This is a genomic window from Bosea sp. F3-2, from assembly GCF_008253865.1.
Classification (GTDB): domain Bacteria; phylum Pseudomonadota; class Alphaproteobacteria; order Rhizobiales; family Beijerinckiaceae; genus Allobosea.
The window spans coordinates 150,299-169,919 of sequence record NZ_CP042332.1; the positions used below are offsets into that span (position 1 = coordinate 150,299).

General features: G+C 61.9%; 20 protein-coding genes and 4 pseudogenes. 10 read left to right on the forward strand and 14 right to left on the reverse strand.

The features are described 5' to 3' along the window. Window positions 1-160: 160 nt before the first annotated feature. Window positions 161-1,162: a cation diffusion facilitator family transporter gene (locus FQV39_RS30365; protein ID WP_349238610.1), complete on the reverse strand. Its 1,002-nt coding sequence runs from the start codon at window positions 1,160-1,162 to the stop codon at window positions 161-163. A gap of 375 nt (window positions 1,163-1,537) precedes the next feature. Between FQV39_RS30365 and FQV39_RS30370 the strand changes: the two genes are divergently transcribed. The 3 genes from FQV39_RS30370 to FQV39_RS30375 all read left to right on the forward strand — a co-directional run bounded on the left by FQV39_RS30370 (window position 1,538) and on the right by FQV39_RS30375 (window position 3,250). Then, a complete protein-coding gene (locus FQV39_RS30370) occupies window positions 1,538-2,032 on the forward strand; it encodes a response regulator transcription factor (protein WP_349238606.1) in 495 nt (164 codons plus the stop codon). Window positions 2,033-2,130: 98 nt separating this feature from the next. Beyond that, window positions 2,131-2,262, forward strand: coding sequence for a hypothetical protein (locus FQV39_RS34185; RefSeq protein ID WP_282570357.1), 132 nt, complete (start codon window positions 2,131-2,133; stop codon window positions 2,260-2,262). 145 nt (window positions 2,263-2,407) lie between these two features. After that, the gene (locus FQV39_RS30375; protein ID WP_149134213.1) at window positions 2,408-3,250 is read left to right on the forward strand and encodes an alpha/beta fold hydrolase; all 843 of its coding nucleotides are present in this window, start codon (window positions 2,408-2,410) and stop codon (window positions 3,248-3,250) included. Between the two features lie 176 nt (window positions 3,251-3,426). Here FQV39_RS30375 and FQV39_RS30380 read toward each other — a convergent pair. From FQV39_RS30380 to groES, 7 genes and pseudogenes are all read right to left on the reverse strand, one after another. Further along, window positions 3,427-3,732, reverse strand: a pseudogene (locus tag FQV39_RS30380) (transposase); the annotation flags it as partial. 79 nt (window positions 3,733-3,811) lie between these two features. Next, window positions 3,812-3,985, reverse strand: a pseudogene (locus tag FQV39_RS30385) (transposase domain-containing protein); the annotation flags it as partial. A 203-nt stretch (window positions 3,986-4,188) separates the two neighbouring features. Then, window positions 4,189-4,886: pseudogene (locus FQV39_RS30390) on the reverse strand (IS110 family RNA-guided transposase); the annotation flags it as partial. A 168-nt stretch (window positions 4,887-5,054) separates the two neighbouring features. Beyond that, window positions 5,055-6,938 (reverse strand): molecular chaperone HtpG, encoded by a 1,884-nt coding sequence (gene htpG, locus FQV39_RS30395; RefSeq protein WP_149134215.1) that lies wholly within the window; start codon window positions 6,936-6,938, stop codon window positions 5,055-5,057. A gap of 306 nt (window positions 6,939-7,244) precedes the next feature. After that, window positions 7,245-7,445 (reverse strand): hypothetical protein, encoded by a 201-nt coding sequence (locus FQV39_RS30400; RefSeq protein WP_149134216.1) that lies wholly within the window; start codon window positions 7,443-7,445, stop codon window positions 7,245-7,247. Window positions 7,446-7,530: 85 nt separating this feature from the next. Beyond that, on the reverse strand, window positions 7,531-9,156 hold the full coding sequence (gene groL / locus FQV39_RS30405; RefSeq protein ID WP_149134217.1) for a chaperonin GroEL: 1,626 nt from the start codon (window positions 9,154-9,156) through the stop codon (window positions 7,531-7,533). A 58-nt stretch (window positions 9,157-9,214) separates the two neighbouring features. Then, window positions 9,215-9,529 (reverse strand): co-chaperone GroES, encoded by a 315-nt coding sequence (gene groES / locus FQV39_RS30410; protein ID WP_149134218.1) that lies wholly within the window; start codon window positions 9,527-9,529, stop codon window positions 9,215-9,217. Between the two features lie 259 nt (window positions 9,530-9,788). Between groES and FQV39_RS30415 the strand changes: the two genes are divergently transcribed. From FQV39_RS30415 to FQV39_RS30425, 3 genes are all read left to right on the forward strand, one after another. Beyond that, on the forward strand, window positions 9,789-10,058 hold the full coding sequence (locus FQV39_RS30415) for an usg protein (protein ID WP_149134219.1): 270 nt from the start codon (window positions 9,789-9,791) through the stop codon (window positions 10,056-10,058). A gap of 48 nt (window positions 10,059-10,106) precedes the next feature. Next, the gene (locus tag FQV39_RS30420) at window positions 10,107-10,526 is read left to right on the forward strand and encodes a DUF982 domain-containing protein (RefSeq protein WP_472840679.1); all 420 of its coding nucleotides are present in this window, start codon (window positions 10,107-10,109) and stop codon (window positions 10,524-10,526) included. 393 nt (window positions 10,527-10,919) lie between these two features. Next, window positions 10,920-11,129, forward strand: coding sequence for a cold-shock protein (locus tag FQV39_RS30425; protein WP_149134220.1), 210 nt, complete (start codon window positions 10,920-10,922; stop codon window positions 11,127-11,129). A 943-nt stretch (window positions 11,130-12,072) separates the two neighbouring features. On the opposite strand, the gene ligD is transcribed toward FQV39_RS30425, so the two are convergent. Both ligD and FQV39_RS30435 read right to left on the reverse strand, forming a co-directional pair. Beyond that, complete coding sequence (gene ligD, locus FQV39_RS30430) at window positions 12,073-13,113, reverse strand: non-homologous end-joining DNA ligase (RefSeq protein ID WP_149134221.1); 1,041 nt, start codon at window positions 13,111-13,113, stop codon at window positions 12,073-12,075. A gap of 95 nt (window positions 13,114-13,208) precedes the next feature. Further along, window positions 13,209-13,439, reverse strand: coding sequence for a hypothetical protein (locus FQV39_RS30435; RefSeq protein ID WP_149134222.1), 231 nt, complete (start codon window positions 13,437-13,439; stop codon window positions 13,209-13,211). 402 nt (window positions 13,440-13,841) lie between these two features. Between FQV39_RS30435 and FQV39_RS30440 the strand changes: the two genes are divergently transcribed. Beyond that, window positions 13,842-14,057, forward strand: coding sequence for a hypothetical protein (locus FQV39_RS30440; RefSeq protein WP_149134223.1), 216 nt, complete (start codon window positions 13,842-13,844; stop codon window positions 14,055-14,057). Between the two features lie 585 nt (window positions 14,058-14,642). Here the strand turns inward: FQV39_RS30440 and FQV39_RS30445 are convergent. Both FQV39_RS30445 and ku read right to left on the reverse strand, forming a co-directional pair. After that, window positions 14,643-14,840 carry a hypothetical protein gene (locus FQV39_RS30445; RefSeq protein ID WP_149134224.1) on the reverse strand — a complete coding sequence of 66 codons (198 nt, stop codon included), beginning with the start codon at window positions 14,838-14,840 and terminating at the stop codon, window positions 14,643-14,645. 43 nt (window positions 14,841-14,883) lie between these two features. Next, the gene (ku, locus tag FQV39_RS30450) at window positions 14,884-15,735 is read right to left on the reverse strand and encodes a non-homologous end joining protein Ku (RefSeq protein WP_472840680.1); all 852 of its coding nucleotides are present in this window, start codon (window positions 15,733-15,735) and stop codon (window positions 14,884-14,886) included. A 101-nt stretch (window positions 15,736-15,836) separates the two neighbouring features. Between ku and FQV39_RS30455 the strand changes: the two genes are divergently transcribed. Continuing rightward, a complete protein-coding gene (locus FQV39_RS30455) occupies window positions 15,837-16,064 on the forward strand; it encodes a DUF7696 family protein (protein WP_149134225.1) in 228 nt (75 codons plus the stop codon). 63 nt (window positions 16,065-16,127) lie between these two features. Here the strand turns inward: FQV39_RS30455 and FQV39_RS30460 are convergent, their stop codons facing one another. Next, window positions 16,128-16,358 (reverse strand): hypothetical protein, encoded by a 231-nt coding sequence (locus tag FQV39_RS30460; RefSeq protein WP_149134226.1) that lies wholly within the window; start codon window positions 16,356-16,358, stop codon window positions 16,128-16,130. Window positions 16,359-16,617: 259 nt separating this feature from the next. On the opposite strand from FQV39_RS30460, the gene FQV39_RS30465 reads away from it, so the two are divergent. Further along, window positions 16,618-16,839 carry a hypothetical protein gene (locus FQV39_RS30465; protein ID WP_149134227.1) on the forward strand — a complete coding sequence of 74 codons (222 nt, stop codon included), beginning with the start codon at window positions 16,618-16,620 and terminating at the stop codon, window positions 16,837-16,839. Window positions 16,840-17,595: 756 nt separating this feature from the next. Here FQV39_RS30465 and FQV39_RS30470 read toward each other — a convergent pair. Further along, on the reverse strand, window positions 17,596-18,021 hold the full coding sequence (locus tag FQV39_RS30470) for a metallophosphoesterase family protein (protein ID WP_149134228.1): 426 nt from the start codon (window positions 18,019-18,021) through the stop codon (window positions 17,596-17,598). Window positions 18,022-18,393: 372 nt separating this feature from the next. Between FQV39_RS30470 and FQV39_RS30475 the strand changes: the two are divergent. Beyond that, window positions 18,394-19,375 (forward strand): annotated as a pseudogene (locus FQV39_RS30475) (IS110 family RNA-guided transposase). Window positions 19,376-19,621: the final 246 nt, after the last annotated feature.

The window sequence follows — 19,621 nt, forward strand, 5'->3', positions numbered from 1 at the left end:
TGAAGCTCGCCCTTGGTGCCCGCCGTTCCGTCGCCCCGAGACCGCTGGCTCGGCGGGCGCCCCCCTGCCGACAAACACCCTATCTCGGCATCCAAGATCCGAGATTACGACTTGCAAAGATGGTGGCAACAGCCTCTCGCATTGCCATGTACGGCGGCGTCTACCAGCCACGCGCCGCACTCAGTTCGGCAAAGGTCTTGCGACTCTGAGGCTTAACGAAAAACGAGACGACTTCGGGATGTTTGCTTTTGACCGCGACATCCAGCGCTGCTGTAGCCCTCTCGATCTCGGGCGCGCTCAACCGCCCTTCGAACGTCACGCTGAGAGCCACCAATATCTGTTCGGGGGACAGTTGAACCGTTGTCGCGCCATTGACCGATTCAACTCCTGAGACCGCCGCAGCGATACCGATGATGGCCTGGGTCGTAGCCGGCGACACTGACCGGCCAATCAGCAGCGATTTGCCCTGTGCTGCCAGGATGAGAGCCGTGGCTGCCAATATCAGTGCGATCCCGATGGACGCAAAGCCATCCAGCAAGGGGCGGTCGAGCAGGGCGCCGAGTCCTATCCCCATGGCTGCGATGAACAATCCAGCCAGACTAGCCAACCCGCCGAAAAGGATCGTGAGAGACGATGTATCAGGGCTTCCGCGGATGAAACGGCCCAGACCCGAAAGACCTCTGGATCCGAGGATCCAGTAAAGCGCATACCTTGTAGACAGAAGCTCGATGACAAGTGAAATGAACAATATCGAAAAATTCAGCGTGAGCGCTTCGATAGGCTGAGGACTGGCAATTTGCGTTGCGCCGTCATGGAGAGCGCTACCGGCCCCAGCCGCAAAGATCACCAGAGCCGCGACAAAGCTCCAGAAATAGACCTCCCGTCCAAAGCCGAGCTGGTGGACCGCATTGGCCGGCCGGCGCGCTGCCACAATGCCGTAAAGCAATGCGATTTCGGTTGAAGCATCCATGATCGAGTGGAGCGCTTCGGCATACATCGCCGAGCTTCCACTTGCGTATGCAGCAGCGAATTTAAGCCCGGCCACGGCCACGTCCGCACTCATCGCGACGGCGACGATACGCGCTCTGCCATGGAGCAACGCCACAATGTGGCGTACCCAATCATGAGGATGCGCTACCCTTGCCCATATCGTCGCTCGCATGATGGACAAAGGCTCCCACGAACCAAATTGACGTGGCGAAAACCAATGCCAGCGGGCGCCGGCCGGCGAAAGGCATACCTAAGTGTGCCCATATGGCGCTTGGAAGAGAGGATTGCCTTGCGGAGGATCGTGCCCTCACGATCGATCATTCGAGCCCTTTCAAGTCTTCGCCCCCGGGCGCGGCGAGCGGATCAATGTGACCGAGCGGCGTCGCGCGCGAATCTGGTCATGATGTTAAGCGAGCAGCCGTCCTATTCATTGGGCGATGGAGGCCGGCTTCATCCGTCAGCATACGCAACTGATCAACGCCCTGGCTCGGCAATTCGTCGAGTTGGGCTTGTAGTTTCCTCCCGGGAACGCCCGCCAAACCTGTGTATGATTTCCGGCGCGCCGAAGAGAGGGCATACCAGACCACAGCTGCGCATCGGACGCTCCTTTCGTGCGACGCACGGCACGAAGGATTTTGAGATGAACCGCTCTGTCACCATTGCGATCGTCGAGGATGACGACGGCGTTCGCACTTCGCTCGTCAGCCTCATTCGCTCGCTCGGCTACGAGGTCCGCAGCTACGGCTCAGCGCCCGCGTTCCTGAACGATCGGGAGGTCGGCGACCCGGACTGCATGATCACGGATATCCAGATGCCCCAGATGACCGGTGATCAGCTCCAGGCGGAGTTGATCGCGGCCGGCCGAAGGTTTCCGATGATCTTCATGACCGCCTTTTCCACGGAGGCGACACGCAACCGCGTCATGGCCGCCGGAGCCAGCGCCTATCTCGACAAGCCCGTCGACGGCGACACCATCGCTCGCTGTCTCGCGGCCGCCCTCGAGCGCCGCCACCCGTCCGAAGCCGCCTCCCTGCGCCCCTGACAACAACACCTTCGTATGAGGCCGTGAACCAAGTGTAGGATTCTCGGTCGCAGGCCGCAGGCCTAGCCTCCCTTCGTCAACCCGCTCTGGAGATAAGCATGAGCACGATTAAGACGATGGACGGCCTCGGAATGTTTCACCAGGACTGCTGCAAGCGCTACTTCAGCCGACGGGTCGGCTCGCTGCGCCGCGCCTGCGCAACGCGGGCGGCCACGAACGGGTCCCGGTAGGGCCACCATGTCGAACACAGCACCCAGCCTGACGCGGCGCGACATCGTTGCCGGAACTGCCGGCGTCGCCGCAGCGACGTGGCTTCCCCCGCAGGCGATTGCCCAACACCAATCATCCCGTCAGCATTCAGGAAGAGAGACTAAAATGAGCAGCGGTTTCATCAAGACCAAGGACGGCACCGAGATCTTCTACAAGGATTGGGGTCCGAAGGCCGCCCAGCCGATTGTCTTCCATCACGGCTGGCCTTTGTCATCCGACGACTGGGATGCCCAGATGCTGTTTTTCCTCGCGAACGGCTTCCGCGTCGTCGCGCATGACCGGCGCGGCCATGGCCGCTCCTCGCAGGTCGATACCGGCAACACCATGGATCAGTACGCCGCCGACGCATCTGCTGTTGTCGAGCACCTCAACCTCAGAAACACCGTCCATATCGGACATTCGACCGGTGGCGGCGAGGTTGCCCGCTACGTCGCCAAATTCGGCCAGCCCCAGGGCCGCGTCGCCAAGGCCGTGCTCGTCAGCGCCGTGCCCCCACTGATGCTCAAGACCGAGAAGAACCCCGGTGGCCTGCCGATCGAGGTGTTCGACGGCTTCCGCAAGGCGCTCGCCGCCAATCGCGCGCAGTTCTATCTCGACGTGGCGTCGGGTCCCTTCTACGGCTTCAACCGGCCCGGCGCGAAGGTCTCTCAGGGCGTGATCGAGAATTGGTGGCACCAGGGCATGATCGGCGGCGCCCTGGCTCATTACGAAGGCATCAAGGCCTTCTCGGAGACCGACCAGACCGAGGATCTGAAGGCGATCACCGTGCCGACCCTTGTGCTCCACGGCGAGGACGATCAGATCGTCCCGATCGACGATGCCGGCAGGCTTTCGGTCAAACTGGTGAAGAATGGGACGCTGAAGACCTATCCGGGCTTCCCCCACGGCATGCTCACCACTCATGCCGACGTCATCAATCCCGATCTGTTGGCCTTCGTGAAGGGTTGACCGGCTGCCCGGCTTAAGGATCAAGCGAGGTCGGATGAAATCCGCCCTCGCTTGATCACAATGAACTGATGGGTTGTCTAATCGCTGATATGCGGTCAAGGCCTTTGCGATCTCGGAGGCATGCATGCCGGGTGCATGGTTGTCTTCGCGGTCGGCATCGGCCGCCGCATGATGGAGCCGATCCTCTCCCGGAGCTTGAGGCCCCACGTGCGCAGGCTGCTGTCGGTCGAGCTGCGAGTGAGGATGACCGCCGCGGCCTCATAGAGACGTCCCCGCAGTTGGCGATCGCCGCGCCGAGAGATATGACCGTCACAATCGACTTCGCCCGACTGGTAGCGGCGGGTTGTCAGGTCAATCCAGGCGCCGACGGAACGGGATTGCTTGAAGTTGTCCGGATTCTCGATGGCAGTGGCGAAAGCAGTCGCAGTGATTACGCCGACGCCGGGGATCGACATGAGGATGCGGCAGGCTTGGCTCTGGCGAGTTTGGACGGACCGACCTCGGTCAGGCTGCGCAACAAGAAGCGTCGCTCGTCCTCGCTTGGCTCAGGTCGCTTCGCCGTCACGCGGCGGCCTTCATCTGGACGCGACGCCAGTTCCAGGGGAGCAACTCGCCGAGGCAGCTCTGCGGTGTGTCGGCGATGCGCGCCAGGACATCGGCCAGCCAAGCCTGCGGATCGATGTCATTGAGCTTGGCGGTGCCGATGAGGCTGTAGATGACCGCAGCCCGCTCACCGAGTACAATTTCGCTTCAGCCTACACACTGGAAGGCGATGCCGGCGATCCTGACGACCCAGGAAGAGGTTGATCTTTAGCTGGCTGACCGGCGAATGGGACGATGTGCGGCACCTGCAGCAGCCGCTTCCCGGCGACATGCTTGTGATCGTCGAACCGCTAGCGAAGCCTGACGACAAGCTGCGGTAGGCTGCATGGGATGGGATCCGGTATGGCGGCTACGAGAGCGCTCGCCAGGAGAGGACCGACGCCCGGCACACCCATCAGCCTGCGGCCGATCTCGGTCGCGCGGGCGTTCGTTCTGATCCGGCGATCCGTTTCCAAGATCTGATCGTTGATCAGCGCGAGTTGAGCAGCCAGCCTTCCAAGACACATCTGCGCCTCGGCGGGCACACGCTCGTCTTTGTCGGCGATGAGCCTGATGAGAGCCCCCAGACCTTCCCTCCCGATCGGCGCCGCCAGCCCAAACTCCGCCATGTGGCCTCGGATCGCGTTCGACAGCTGGACGCGCTGGCGCATGAGCATGAGCCGAACACGATGCAGCACCAGGATGCCCTGCTGATCGACGCTCTTCACCTCGACGAAGCGCATGGTCGGGCGGGTCACGGCTTCGCAGATCGCTTCCGCATCGGCCGCATCATTCTTCTGCCGCTTGACATACGGCTTCACATAGCTCGGCGGCATCAGCCGGACCTGGTGGCCGAGCTTGATCAGCTCGCGCGCCCAATGATGCGCCGTGGCACACGCCTCGATCCCGATCAAGCCGGCAGCTTGGCGAAGAACGGAAGGAGTTGCGCTCGCCGAACCTGCCGCCGGACCACGACTGTGCCGCTCCGGTCGACACCGTGAACCTGAAAGACCGACTTCGCGATGTCCAACCCGATCGTGATTGCCTGATCCATGCTCTCCTCCATCTCTGCGAGAGCTTATGCTCCCGCGGGGCTGGAGAGCCGTCCACAGCATCACAACCGGACATTCAGAAGCCGCCTAGAACCGGACATTCAGAACCGTGTTATGCGCGGCAAACTGCATAGCCAGCCGCGCCAACAATGCGTTCCCTGCTTCGACTATCAGCCATCGCCGAAGCTTCGCGTCACCAGCCGGTTCAGCCTTTCGGCGAATGCATTTACGTCTGTCGGGCGTTCGCCGTCCAAGACGCGGGCGGTATCCAGGAGGAGATGGGTGACGTCGCTACGTAGCGCGCCATCCTCGATAGACGCGAGGGCTGAGACCATCGCATGGCGCGGGTTGACCTCGAGGATCGGCTTGGCCGCACTCTCCACTCGCCCCGCGGCGCTGAGCAGGCGCTCGAACTGGCGATCCGGTCCCTTGTCGGACGCAACAAGGCAGACCGCGCTCTCGGTCAGCCGATCGGAGGATCGGACATCCGCGACCTCGTCGGCCAGAATCTCCTTCATCGACGCGAGCAGAGCGCTGACCTTCTCACTCGTTTCAGCGGCAGGAGGCGCTACGCCGTCGAGCAGCGGGATGAGGCCGAGATCGGCCGCACCTTGCGTCACCGACTTGAACGGCTTGCCTTCGAATTCCGGTGCTGCCGACGCCCAGAAGCTGTCGATCGGATCGGAAAGCAGCAGCACCTCGATGCCGCGCGCCCGGAAACCTTCGAGCTGCGGAGAATTCGCGATCCGTGAGGCATCGTCGCCGGCGATGTAGTAGATCGCGGTCTGGTTGTCCTTGAGCGTGCCGACATAGTCCTTGAGGCTGCGCCACCCCTCGCCGGAGGCAGTCGTCCGGAAGCGAGCGAGAGCGAGTAGCTGTTCCCGGCGCTGGAAATCCTCATAAAGTCCTTCCTTGATGACGGCGCCGAAATTGTCCCAGATCATCCGGAACGTGTCCGGATCCTGCTCGGCCAGTTTCGCGAGATCGGCGAGGACACGGTTGGTGACTCCCTTCTTGATCGCAGCGAGCAGCGGGCTGTCCTGGATCATCTCGCGGGACACGTTGAGCGGCAGGTCGGCGGTGTCGACGATGCCGCGGACGAAGCGCAGGTAGCGCGGAAGGAGATCGGCCTCGTCGGTTATGAAGACGCGCTTCACATAGAGCTTGATCCGGCCCTTACGGTCGGCGTCGAAGAGATCGAACGGACGCGCGCCCGGGACGAAGGCCAGCGCGGTATATTCGTGCAGGCCTTCCGCGCGAAAATGGATCGTGGCGGCGGGCTCATCATACTGTCCTGCAACGCTGCGATAGAAATCGGCGTATTCGTCCTTGGTAATCTCGCTCTTCGGCTTGGTCCAGAGCGCGGCCCCGTCGGAGAGGGCCACCGTATCGGCGCCCGGCTCCGTGATCAGCGAGATCGGGACAGGCACATGGCCGGACTGTTCCTTGACGATGCGCTCCAGGGTCCAGCGCTCCGCATAGGACTTGGCATCCTCCATCAGGTGCAGCGTCACCCGTGTCCCGCGTGTCGGAGCCTCGTCCAGCGCCGCTGGCGCCACCGTGAACTCGCCCTTGCCGTCCGATGACCAGGTCCAGGCTTCGGTGCTATCGGCGCGACGGCTGACGACCTCCACCTTCGCAGCGACCATGAAGGCGGAATAGAAGCCAACGCCGAACTGGCCGATGAGCTGCGCGCCGTCCTTGCCATCGGCGGTTGCGACCCGCTCCATGAAGCTGCGGGTTCCCGAGCGCGCGATCGTGCCGAGAGCTTCGATCATCTCGTCATGGCTCATACCGATGCCGTTGTCGGCAATAGTCAGCTTGCCGGCCTCCGGGGCGGCCGAGATGGTGATCGCAAGCTTGGGTTCTTCGCCCAGAAGCTCGGGCTTGCCGATCGCTTCGTAGCGCAGCTTCTCGCAAGCGTCGGCTGCGTTCGAGATCAGCTCGCGCAGGAACACGTCGCGGTCGGAGTAGACCGAATGCACCATCATGTGCAGCAGGCGGGAGACGTCGGCTTCGAAGCTGCGATGCTCGGCTGTGGCGGTCGTTGTCATTCGGATTTTCCGGATAGGGTCCTGATCAAGGCGAGTATGGCGTTCAACCGCGCGGTAGCGAACTCTCCCGCGCCAGGCAATTGGGACTCGATGTGAGCGGCGACCGTCTGCCAGGTCGCCGATCCGTCCCGTGTCATGACGGCCAGGAGATTATCCTTAAGCCCGTATGTTGCGCTCTCGGCGTTCGTAATGAGGGCCTTGAAGCGGTCGGAGGGTGAGATTTCCTTAGGTTCCTGCGGACCATCAGTCATGTGGCTGCCTGATATAACCGCGGCGAATGCTAGGGGCTTTCCAAAGGCGTCTCGCCTAGGCTTTTTCGCGAAACCGATCGATCGCACGCTGTGCGAGATCATCCTCGTCGAGCGCCAGAGGCACCAGCGACGCAACGATATAGGCGAGGTTGTTTCGCTCCAGCTCGTCAGAGCCCGCCGCAAGCGACGGCTTGAGTTCCGCCCAGGCCTTTTCAAGAGCAGCTTCGGCGCGGGCCAGATCGATGGGATCGGTCAATGATGAAAAGGGCATAGCCTTCCCCTCGGCATACTTGTTGGGGCCTTGAGAGAGGGCGCCGCGAAGCCGCGGCGCCCTCGATTTCTCAATAATCCATGCCGCCGGCGGGCATTGCGGGTGCCGGATCCTTCTTCGGCGCCTCGGCGATCATCGCCTCGGTGGTGATGAGTAGGCCCGCGACCGATGCCGCGTCCTGGATCGCCGTGCGCACGACCTTGGTCGGGTCGATGATGCCAGCCTTGACCAGATCGCCGTACTCGCCAGTCTGGGCGTTGTAGCCCCAGGCGTAGTTCGGCGCTTCGAGCAGTTTGCCGACTACGACAGCGCCATCGCCACCGGCATTCTCGACGATCTGGCGGGCCGGAGCGGTGATCGCCTTGCGGACGATCTCGACGCCGGTGCGCTGATCGTCATTGCCTGGCACAAGACCCTCCAGAGCCTTGGCCGCGCGCAGGAGGGCGATGCCGCCGCCCGGCAGGATGCCTTCTTCCACCGCGGCGCGGGTCGCGTTCAGCGCGTCGTCGACGCGGTCCTTCTTCTCCTTGACCTCGACCTCGGTTGCGCCGCCGACGCGGATCACCGCGACGCCGCCGGCGAGCTTGGCCAGACGCTCCTGCAGCTTCTCACGGTCGTAGTCCGAGGTGGTCTCCTTGATCTGGGCCTTGATCTGCGCCACCCGGGCCTCGATCTCGACCTTGGAGCCCGCACCATCAACGATGGTGGTGTTCTCCTTCTCGATGCGGACCTTCTTGGCGCGGCCGAGCATGTCGAGCGTTACGGTCTCCAGCTTGATGCCGAGATCCTCGCTGATCGCGGTGCCGCCGGTCAGGATCGCGATGTCCTCCAGCATGGCCTTGCGGCGGTCGCCAAAGCCCGGAGCCTTGACGGCAGCGATCTTGAGGCCGCCGCGCAGCTTGTTGACGACCAGCGTAGCAAGGGCCTCGCCTTCGACATCTTCCGCCACGATCAGCAGCGGCTTTCCGGTCTGCACCACCGCTTCCAGCAGCGGCAACATCGCCTGGAGGCCCGAGAGCTTCTTTTCGTGGATCAGGATGTACGGGTCTTCGAGCTCCGCGACCATCTTCTCGGTGTTGGTCACGAAATAGGGCGAGAGGTAACCGCGGTCGAACTGCATGCCCTCGACGACGTCGAGCTCGGTCTCGGCGGTCTTGGCTTCCTCGACGGTGATGACCCCCTCGTTGCCGACCTTCTTCATCGCCTCGGCGATCATCTCGCCGATCGTGCGATCGCCGTTGGCGGAGATGGTGCCGACCTGCGCGACCTCCTCCGAGCCGGTGATGGTCTTGGAATGCTCGCCGAGCGACTTCGTAACCGCCTCCACGGCGAGATCGATGCCGCGCTTCAAATCCATCGGATTGATGCCCGCGGCGACCGCCTTTGCGCCTTCGCGGACGATGGCCTGGGCGAGCACGGTCGCGGTCGTGGTGCCGTCACCGGCCGCGTCGTTCTGCTTCGACGCAACCTCGCGGACCATCTGGGCGCCCATGTTCTCGAACTTGTCGGAAAGCTCGATCTCCTTGGCGACGGTGACGCCGTCCTTGGTGATGCGCGGCGCGCCGAACGACTTCTCGATCACGACGTTGCGGCCCTTCGGACCGAGCGTGACCTTCACGGCATTAGCCAACGTGTCGACGCCGCGCAGCATCCGCTCGCGCGCGTCCTGCGAAAACTTCACGTCCTTCGCAGCCATGATTCCTCACTCCTTCAGACTTGAGGTTTCAGCTTGATGAGATGGGATGAAGGCCCCTTCAGGCGGCCTTCTTGAGTGTCGCGGTCGTCTCGACCACGCCCATGATGTCGGACTCCTTCATGATCAGGAGATCCTGGCCATCGATCTTGACCTCGGTGCCGCTCCATTTGCCGAACAGCACGCGGTCGCCGACCTTGACGTCGGGCGGCACGAGCTTGCCGGTCTCGTCGCGCGCGCCGGCGCCGACGGCGACGACCTCGCCCTCCTGCGGCTTTTCCTTGGCAGTGTCGGGAATGATGATCCCGCCCCGGGTCTTCTCCTCGGCGTCGATGCGCTTCACGACGACGCGGTCATGCAGTGGCCGAAACTTCATGAGTTCCTCCAGTTTCCATGTCGGTCACATGTCAAAGCGGGCCGGCCCTGTATGGGTCTCGCGGCGATGCCGCGCGCCCCTGAGGCGCCGTGCCCGCGCGATGATTTGGGTTGCTCATTTTTGGCCTTCAAGGGGGCGGCAGCACTTTTTTGGGTCGAGTGCTAACAGCCTGAAAAGGCCGCGCAAATGCAACCTTTCAGCTTGCGCGGGCGTTAAAATCGCGCTGCCATCGGCCAGTGAAACCAGGGAGCTGAAAGTAATGGCTTCGACGGACTTCGCCCGCCAGATCGCCGGCTACGGATTGACCACCGCCGGGATCCTCTACCGACTGCCCGACCACCCTTCGATCCTCCAGGAATACATCTGGCAGGACTACGACCTCGCCCCCCGCTTTCCCGAGCTCAACAAGTTCCTCGCCTTCTGGCAGGCCAAGCTCGACGGCAAGCTGTTCCGCATCACCGTGGCTCACAGGGACCTGATCGGCCCAGCCGACCTCAGTGCGGTGAGCGGCGAATTCCGGCTCCAGTAACGTCGAGGCTTCGGCGGACTTGATCCGGGGCGAACGCATCCCAAAATCATGGCAGCCGCCGACAGCGACAGCGCGCTCGACGCGGCGATCAACCCAACCGGATCCATGTTGCTTCCAGGAGGATATGGCTATGGCAACGTTGGCAATCGCTCCCCAATCAGGGAGGGCTGCATGATGACATCCGACGACTTCGAGAGGCCGGTCGTAATCCTGACCGGGCTCGGGCACCCGGCGGCGATCGCGTCTGCCATGGAGGCCTACATGTTTCTCGCTGATTGGCCGGTGAGCCGGCGTGATCCGGTCCACGGCTTTGCGTTGAAGGCCTGCCTGGCAGCGATCCGCGGCGACATCGAAGCGGATACAGCGCGCGGCCTGTTCGCGTCATGGGCCGAAAAGCACGACCTTCTCGCGCCCGACGTCACTGCGTTCATGGGAAGCCGAAGGGAAGGCTCCCGGGGCCGTGCCTGAGGACCAGATGCCCCCGGCTGCTTGGCGGCCCGGGGGCATTCGCCGAATCTGGACGCGACTTCGTGCTTCACTTCTGGGCAGCCAGATCGCGTTGCCCCCATCCAAGCGCCCCTACCAACGCTCCGATGCGATTGAGGATTGACACAATTTCTTAGAAAATGCCACGAAATTGATAGTGAAACGATCGATATCAAAATAAAAAATCGAATATCTGAAAATTGTCTTGAAATTATCATTGGCCTGAGATAGAAATATTTCTATCGAGATTGCTTGGACGGCCGTTGTTATTTTCGCGCTTTGGCGCGGCTCTGATAATCCCCCCTTTCGAAATCGTTCTGAACTCGCCGTACATTTTGTCGGCGAGCGACAGGTGTAGCCAAAGGAGGGTTTTTCATGACCACCGGCACAGTGAAATGGTTCAATTCCACCAAGGGTTTCGGCTTCATTCAGCCTGATGACGGCAGCCAGGACGTGTTCGTACACATCTCCGCCGTCGAACGCGCTGGCATGCGCGACCTGCGGGAAGGCCAAAAGCTTGGATTTGAGGTCGCTCGCGACAACAAGTCAGGCAAGATGGCCGCGGAACAGCTCCAGACTGCGTGATTAGGCAATCGTCGCCGTTGACCACGGATGTACTGGCACCAGCGACTATAGCCACTCTAAAGGCCGGGCATTCGCTCGGCCTTTTTGCATTCCATCCAGATGCGAACGGAAACCATTGTGATCGAACTTTCGAAGCAGCGCTTGGTCGCTGACAACCAGTTCTTGAAGATCCAAACCAGAGCGAGTTCCCACGCCAGGATTGTCTCCGAAACGGAGAGGCTAATCCAGCAGCGTGCAGACAACATGCTCAGGCAGCGCGGGCTGCGAATGGCCAAGGAGGCTTCCGATAGGCAGGCAGCGCGTGCGGCGCAGGTCAGCATGAAAGGACACCGACGGCCTGGCTCCAAATAGCACCGGACGATCGCCGATCTGAAAAAACCAGCCGTCAATGGCCCGAATTGTTATGGCCAACGGGTCAGTATTGCGCGTCTTGACGGCTCCACGACAAATCATCAAAAGACATGGACAGAGCCTGCAATAACGTGCCGACAATTGCTTCGAGCGAGTGAAATAACTGCACGAAAAGGACGGCAAGCTCGAAGGGCTCCGGGCTCAAGTCCATAGCGCCGAACTGTTGCCGGCGGGGCGACAAGCGCGACCAGCAGCGCGACGGCGTGGCGGAAGACAGGTCAAGGCGGACGTCGACACCAGGTATAATCGCCGGACTTGGTGACGGTCGCGGGTTAGCGCCCCTATGCCCATCCGCTTGAGCCCGGTCTCCCAAGGGGACTGCGCCTTTTTGGATTTCATACGACGTCCTAGCAGCGGGCCAGTGCCGCCATGTACAGCAGTAATTTTGCCTGACGATTTGCCGATCCCGGATATCTGCCTGCGCTATCGCTGCTCCAAGTGCGGCGGCAAAAACCTCTCTTCGCGCGGCAGCATCAGGGAGCACTACGAGAAAGCTGAGGAGAGCCGGCGCAAGGCTTAATCGGCCGAGCCGTTAGCTAAGCTGATAGACAGCGGCTTCGTCAGCCTCTTCGCGAAGACCTTTGAAGGCGGCGTGCCGCAACTTGCCGTCGTCGGTCCAGGCGCGGAATTCGATCTCGGCGACGAGCGTAGGTGTCAGCCAACGATACGACTTCGGCCTGCCCTTCATGTTCACGGCTGGCTTGAAAATGATGAGCTGATCCATCTGCTCTCGCAGCGCCGTTGCGCTTGCATGTGTGAAGCCAGTCCCGACGCCGCCGACATAAACCAGGTGGTCCCCCTGACGAGCTGCAAGAAGCAGCCTGCCAACTCCGCCAAGCGCTACGGTCGAAGGGTCATAGCCAATGATGACGAAGCTCTCGGACTGGACGCATTTGATCTTGAGCCATTCGCCACCGCGGCCGGATCGGTAGGGAGCAGACCGGCGCTTCGCGATGATCCCTTCAAGGTCCATCTCACAGGCAAGTCTCAGGAAGGCCGCGCCGTCCGCGTTGATGTCCTCGCTCATGTGGATCGAGCCGTGCGGCGCGATGCCCAGGGTGTCATCAAGGATAGCGCGCCGCTCACCGCAGCCAAGCGCCCGGAGATCGTGGCCATTCAGGTAGAGAAGGTCGAACGCGTAGAAGATCGCCTCAGATGCGAAGCGCTTCCCTCCCCGGCCGCCGAGAGCCTTTTGCAGAGCCCCGAAGTCCGAAGCGCCGCGCTCGTCGAGAACCACCGCCTCACCATCGACGATCGCGCTATCGACACCAAGCTCCAGGGCATCATGAGCAATGGTTGGGAAGCGGCTTGTCCAATCATGCCCGCCGCGGGTGACGATGCGGACCTTGCGGCGTGGCCCGATATGAACGGCGAGACGATAGCCATCCCACTTCACTTCGAAGGCCCAATCGTCGCCGCTCGGCGGCTTGCTCGCCAGACGCGCCAGGCACGGCTCCACGCGATCAGGCATTGGATCGGTAAAGAGGTCGAAGACGGCCTTCTGTCGCCGGGTGAGCGGTCCCTTTGGCGTATCCCCGCTCAGCCCGGCCCCCAGAACGCGCTGCGCACACATGGACGCAACTCCGCAACGAACGAGTCGCAAACGGTCGGCGGGTCGATTAGTTCCTCATGATGAGGAGCCCGCCGGCAATCGTCGGCGGGCATGGCTCAGCTGAGCACCGATGGTTCGTGATGATCGTAATGAAGCAGGACGTTATGCTTCAGATCCTCCTCGTCGAGCGCCAGGGGCGCAAAGCCGGCGACGAGATAGGCGATTCTGGTCCGTTCCCTTTCATGCTCCGGCTCGGGAATGGACGTCTTGACCTCGTTCCAGACGGCCTCCAGTGCGGCATGGGCCCGAGCGAGATCGGCAGGATCACTCAAAGATGAAAACGGCATGGCTCCTTTCCCCTAGAAGTGGACCGCGGGGAAAAATTTAGGATCAAAGAAACGGTGCGCAAGAGCCTCGACAAGGTGTCGGAACCGCGCCTCGATCGGCCCGTTGAATCCCTCATCACTGCGTTGCGTTGAGGTGTGAAATGGTTGCGTTGCGAAAGCCTGCAGGGCCGTCCGCGCGCCGGCCGATGCCACCTAAGCGCGAGCTTTATCGGGAGCGCTGCCAAGATGAGTATGGCAACCACTATATCGTCATTGTCTGGCGCGAGTGGCCCGGCCTCCCAACAACATCCTACACGCTCAAGGACGGGACGCCGGTTCACTATGAGGATGAGTGCTACTTCACGATCGCCCCAACCGGAAAACGTCTAACCCGATGCGACGTCTGAAGCGGCGGGCCAGACAATGCCTCCAGCGCATAGCAAGAACCCCAGGATCGATGTCGTCGACATCAAGCAGATGGTGGTGGCAGGAGAACCGGGCGGCCCGGCTGTTCTGACGTGCCGCGGGGTCGGCGGCAGGCTGATCGACCTTCACCTATCGCCCGAAGCGATGACGAAGCTCGAAGCTTTCCTCGCCCGAGCGAATCTGGAACAGGCGAAGCTCCACCAGATGCACTGACCGACGCAACCGCGCTGTTTTGGCTTGGAATGATCTTGGCAGTATCTCTCGGCGCAGTGGTGCCACGAGCCAGCCTAGGCAGGCCAGCTCGGTATCAGTGTGGCCGCGCGCATGAGCAGTCTGATCCCGCCGAATATCAGATGGCCGAGAAGCGGGCCGATTTGACTCGCTGAGCTATCGGGCGCCTACTTAACCACCAGCCGACTACCCGCCCGTTTGGGCGGTTAGCATCATCAGTTCCCGCGTCGCACGCGGACGATCGGCGATCCAGTGAAACCGACAGTCGAGGCGTACACGGTCGCTTTGCCGTGGTACGAGCCGGAGGATTTCCGGCTGCTCTGGGAACTCGCCCATGATCGAAACGAGATGCCTTCCTGCTATGAGGCTTGGCATCGCAACGCTGTTGCGGTCATGAACGCTTGGCTCGCAAGAGGGCGAGCGCTCGAAATTGTCACCATTCGGCCCGCCGAGTTCCTCGGATGGCTCGCCCAAACGGGACTCCCCAATACTGCCGAAACACGCCGCCGCTTTGTCGAGCAGCGCGCGTGCTCTTGCCTCGATGTGGCCTAACAGCCTCAGAGAGCCCTAGCGCTCCGCAGTGTCTTGGACCGCGACGATTTCCCTGGCGAGCTGCTGGAGTCGGTACGACGCAGCCGCCAGCGCCTCGGCGTCGACGGTGGTCACACCGACTGTGGCGGGCCCAAGCGCCACGACAGCCCGGGCCGACACTTCCTGAGCCTCGGCGAAGAGGCCGCGCAAAACTTTCAACAATTTTGGGCTCATCCTGGCGGCCAGCCTCCTATTACCGCTTTGAGCATGGCTGCAGCTATGCCGCCTTCTTGGTGGCGCGCCGTTTCGGCGGTGGTGGCCTGCCGCCCTGCTTCGCGCTGGCGCGCAGAGCCTCCATGAGGTTGCCGACCTTCGGCGGCTCAACCTTCTTCGGCGCCGTGATCGTCTTGCCCGCGAGCTTTGCCTTTACCAGCTCAGCCACCGCAGCTTCGTACCGGTCGTCGAATGTGGCCGGATCAAACTCGCCGCGCTTGCTGTCGATGATGTGCTTGGCGAGGTCGATCATCTCCTTCTGGATCTTCAGCTTGGGGATGTCTTCGAAGGCGTCTGACGCCGATCGCACCTCGTAGTCGAAGTTCAGTGTGTGGGCGACGAGGCCCCGCCCCTGCGCGCGGATCATCAGTCCGCGATAGCGCCGGAACAGCACGGCATGGGCCAGGGCGCCGACGTTGCTGGCGCGCAGCGCTTCACGAATCACCGCGAACGCCGCGGCAGCGCTCACACCGACCGGGGCGAGATAGTAGGGCTTGTCGAAGTAAAGCGTGTCGATCTCAGCGCAAGGGATGAAGGCGGCCACGGCCAGGATCTTGTTGCTTTCGGGGATGGCCTGCGCGATCTCGTCGGGTTCAACCTCGACGTATTGGTCCTTGTCGATTTCGAAGCCCTTGATCTGGTGTTCGCGGTCGACCGGCTCGTCCGTGACAGGATCGACGAACTCGCGTCGCAGGCGGTGCCCGGTGTCGCGATTGATCATATGGAATGACACCCGCTCGGATGTGCTCGCACCCGTGTAGAGCGCCACCGGACAACTGATCTCGCCGAATCTCAGATTGCCCTTCCAGTTCGCCCGCGCCGCAACCATGGCACTCAACTCCGGACGCAACACCACCGGATTCAATGCTGAGCTGGTCGGCATGTTCCGAGGCGGTTTCGAACCGCGTGCGAATCTGGCATCCGCCGCGCATGCCCTACCCGCCCGCCAAACCTCCCATGAAGTTCTCGATCCTCGCCGGCCGCGAGGTTTCGACCTGGTCGGAGGAGTGGAAGCACGAGTGCGAGATCCGCTATCTCGCCGGCATGAAGCTCGGCGAGCGCAACGAAGCCCTCGACGGCGTGAAGGATGGCCTGAGGGGGATCAAGAGCATTCGCGAAGATGCCGCCGCAGCACACCTGCGCGCCGAGATCGACCGCTATGCGGCGCTTACGGCGAAGGGCTAAACGATCACCGAGACGGCGCGTGCCAGGGCCGCATCTAGGGCCAGGATGGATTGGATAGGGATCTCAATAGACGATCAGTTCAACCGCGATCCACGCGATCACAGCCAACGCGAGCCCCGCAATCAGCACAATCAAAACCGGCCATCCCAGGAAACCCTGCCGCGCCTCGACGGGTGTTTCCACCGCCGGATCGGCATTGCTGTGGTCGTCGGCTCGTAGCGGCGGCAGCGGGTCACCGCCGCGCAACTTCTCCAAATCCTGTTCGGGCACTTTGGGTCGAGTATCGACCGTCATGACCGTCTCCCTTGGTACTCTGCAGGCCTTTCGGCCATTCACCGCAAAGGAAACTCCTGTCGGCCTGCGGTGTTCCTGGCTCCCGCCCAAACGCCCCATGGGAGGGGAAAGGCAACAGCTCGGCACCACGCCGCATCCAAGGCGCCCCAAGAGCCTGACCCGAAATGGTGAACGACTCTTGTTCAGTAGCGGGCTAGATTGTTGTCGAGCGATCGACGCGGAACTTCCGCAAATGTCAAAGCCCGAAGGCCCAATCGCAATGGCGCAGCGGCACGTTCGCGAAGGCGAGGCGCACGTGCAGAAGCTGCGCGACCAGGTCGATAGCTTGATGAGCCGAAGCGAGGATGCTTCCGGTGCGAAAGGGCTGTTGCGCCTTGGCGAGGACGCACTCGCGATGCATCAAACGCTTCTCGTTGAGATGCTTGAACAGCAGGCGGCTGGGCTGCGCGACGAGGATGGGAACTGGCTCTCGCTCCGGTGAGCAAACGAAAATGGCCCCGCCAGCCGAAGCCAGCGGGGCCAACTCAGGTGATTACGGGGGAGCAATCACCGCCGCTATCCGGGGATGGCAACCGACGCCGCGGAAGGATTTCCTCGGCGCTTGAGAGCGGCACGAGCGGAACTTCGACGCTAAGGTTTAGGTTCCGGAGCGGGTTGTGTCGGGATGACGCACCAACGAAAAATGCCACTACGAGATCTAGCGAACCCGATGCTCACAGCCAGCGAGATAGCGACAGATGCTGATCTCTAGCTCGGCCCGCTCCCGTCCTCTTGGAGAATCCTCCGCTGCGATCTCGATGCATCGCAAGCGCTCAAGAGCATCGCGAAATTGTTCGGGCGTTTCGATTTGTTCCAATACTGGGAATGTGCGGCTTTTGGTTCGGTTCTGCATAGCCATCCTCCAACGACCATACGGCATTTGGGAGGCAGGCAAGCTTGCGACGAAGGGAACCGCGTCGGCGGGGGACCAACGCGGTTCCCCTCTCTGGTGATTGCGAAGTTCAACCAATCACCGCCGCTCTGCGACGATGGCTCAGTGTCATCGGCTCGAACGCCGATCACATCGATGTCCTTGCCCAAAGCGCTACTCAAGCGCGCCAAGAAAGGGCGGAATCGGTCTGACAGCGGGCCGGAAATGTAGCTCGAGAATGCAGGGGGCTTTGTGCATTGCTGAGCCCCCTCCCCTCCCCTCCCTTTCACGCGCCATGCCGAACCGAGATCGAACCCAACGTCGTCGCTATATTTCGATGACGCAGTGCGGATCGAAACCGCGGTTTTCTCGGTCGCCGTGAAGATTAGGATAGCCCGCCTGGTTTGCGAAGACGCGCGTCCGTCCTAACCGATAATCATGTGATCCATGATCGTGACCATGGATCCAGAGCTCTGGCTGAAATTCTCCGATGACATTGCTGAGGTCAGAAGCAAAGGCGGGGGTCAGCGGGCTGCCGTGATACCGCGACGCGATCGAATTTGGGTGAGGTGCGTGGTGGGTGACGACTATCGTCGGGCCGTCGAATGCCTCCGCCAACTCCTTCCTAATGAATGCCAGATCCAGCCGATGCTCGGCCGCGGCGTGCCACGGCATGAAGCGGCTGAAATGGCCGCTCGCCTCTTGGTACCTTATCAAGCGGTGGTCGTTCAGCGTTTCGCCCGCATAGACCATCGAGGGCCCAGATTGATCTCATATTCGGCCGCAACTTTACCGAAGCACACTCTGCTTCAACTTCAGCCTGCCAACGCAAAACTTCATCTTCCGATAGAGGAATATCTAGCTGTTTTGCTAAATTTTTGATGCCGATGGGCCGTGTCATCGCCCATAAAGCTACCTGATGGTAGTCCGATACAATTCTAAACGGATGGCGTCGATCGGTTATCTCGACAACAGTGCCGAATGCGTCGAAGCAGACTGCGCGGATGGTGGTCACGTGTTCACCCCAGATGAGTTCTTTGTCTGTGTATTGTCGGAAACCTTCATCCGCTGCGTCCGCGGGACGTTGGCTGACGACCCCCGCGCTTAGATGTCAGCGGACGTGCAATTGGCTTTCGGAGACATTCCTCAATGGCGGACCTACGGTCTCGTCGGCGAGCCACGGCGCCTGCTCCGCAGTGCCCTTCTTCATATGTCGGTTCGCTCTGCGCCAGTGCTCATTATTGGGCTCGGGAGATCTCCACCCTAGGGCACGAGACCCGGCTCATCCCGCCAGCATACGTGAAGCCCTTCGTCCACCGGCAGAAGAATGACATGGCCGACGCGCAGGCGATCTGCGAGGCGGCGCAGCGGCCGACGATGCGGTTCGTCACGCCCAAGAGCGCGCAGGCGCAGGGGGCGGCGGTGATCTTCCGCACGCGCGACCTTCTGGTGCGCCAGAGAACTCAGCTGATCAACGCGCTGCGCGGCCACCTTGCCGAGTTCGGCTTCATCGTGGCCCAGGGACCCGGCCATGTGAGCAAGCTCATCGACCTGATTGACGATCCTGCGAGTGACATGCCGGCCGAGGCTCGGCCGGTCCTGGCAATGATCGCCACAAGCTTGCAGATGCTCCAATCAAACATCGCAGAGCTCGATCGAAAGATCGCGGCCCGGTCGAAAGATCGCGGCCCGGTCGAAAGCCGATCCTGTCGCAAAGCAGTTGATGACGATCCCTGGCATCGGACCAATCGCGGCCACAGCCTTGGTGGCATTGGCGCCAGCAGCGCACACCTTTCGACGGGGCAGAGACTTCGCCGCGTGGTTGGGGCTTACCCCCAAGCAGCATTCCAGTGGTGGTAAGGAGCGTCTGGGCAGGACCACAAAGATGGGCGAACGCAGCCTGCGCAGACTCCTGATCCTGGGCGCAAGCTCGGCGGTCAAGGTCGCGGCCCGCGACAGATCGCGAGCCAGTCCGGGGCTCGACGGCATGCTGGCACGCAAGCCACGCATGCTGGTGACGGTGGCATTGGCCAACAAGATTGCCAGGATCGTCTGGGCGCTCATGGCGCACGGCGGATCCTACAGAGCTCCGACTGCTGCGGCATAGAAGCCGAGGCGGTCAGAGGCGGTCAGGGAGGCAGGAAGGTCCGAAGAGAGGTATGGCGCAACGGTCAGAAGACGGGGTCGGGAAAACCAGGGAATATGTCCCAGCGCCTCGAGCGCGCGGAAGCGGTGTGGACCCGACCCGCGATCTCCATACAGGCCAGCGGTCCCGTGAACGGCCGCACCAGTAGGCCGGACACACGGACGCACCTGAACCTGAGCGCCAATCGCCTCGACAAAAACCTCTTGC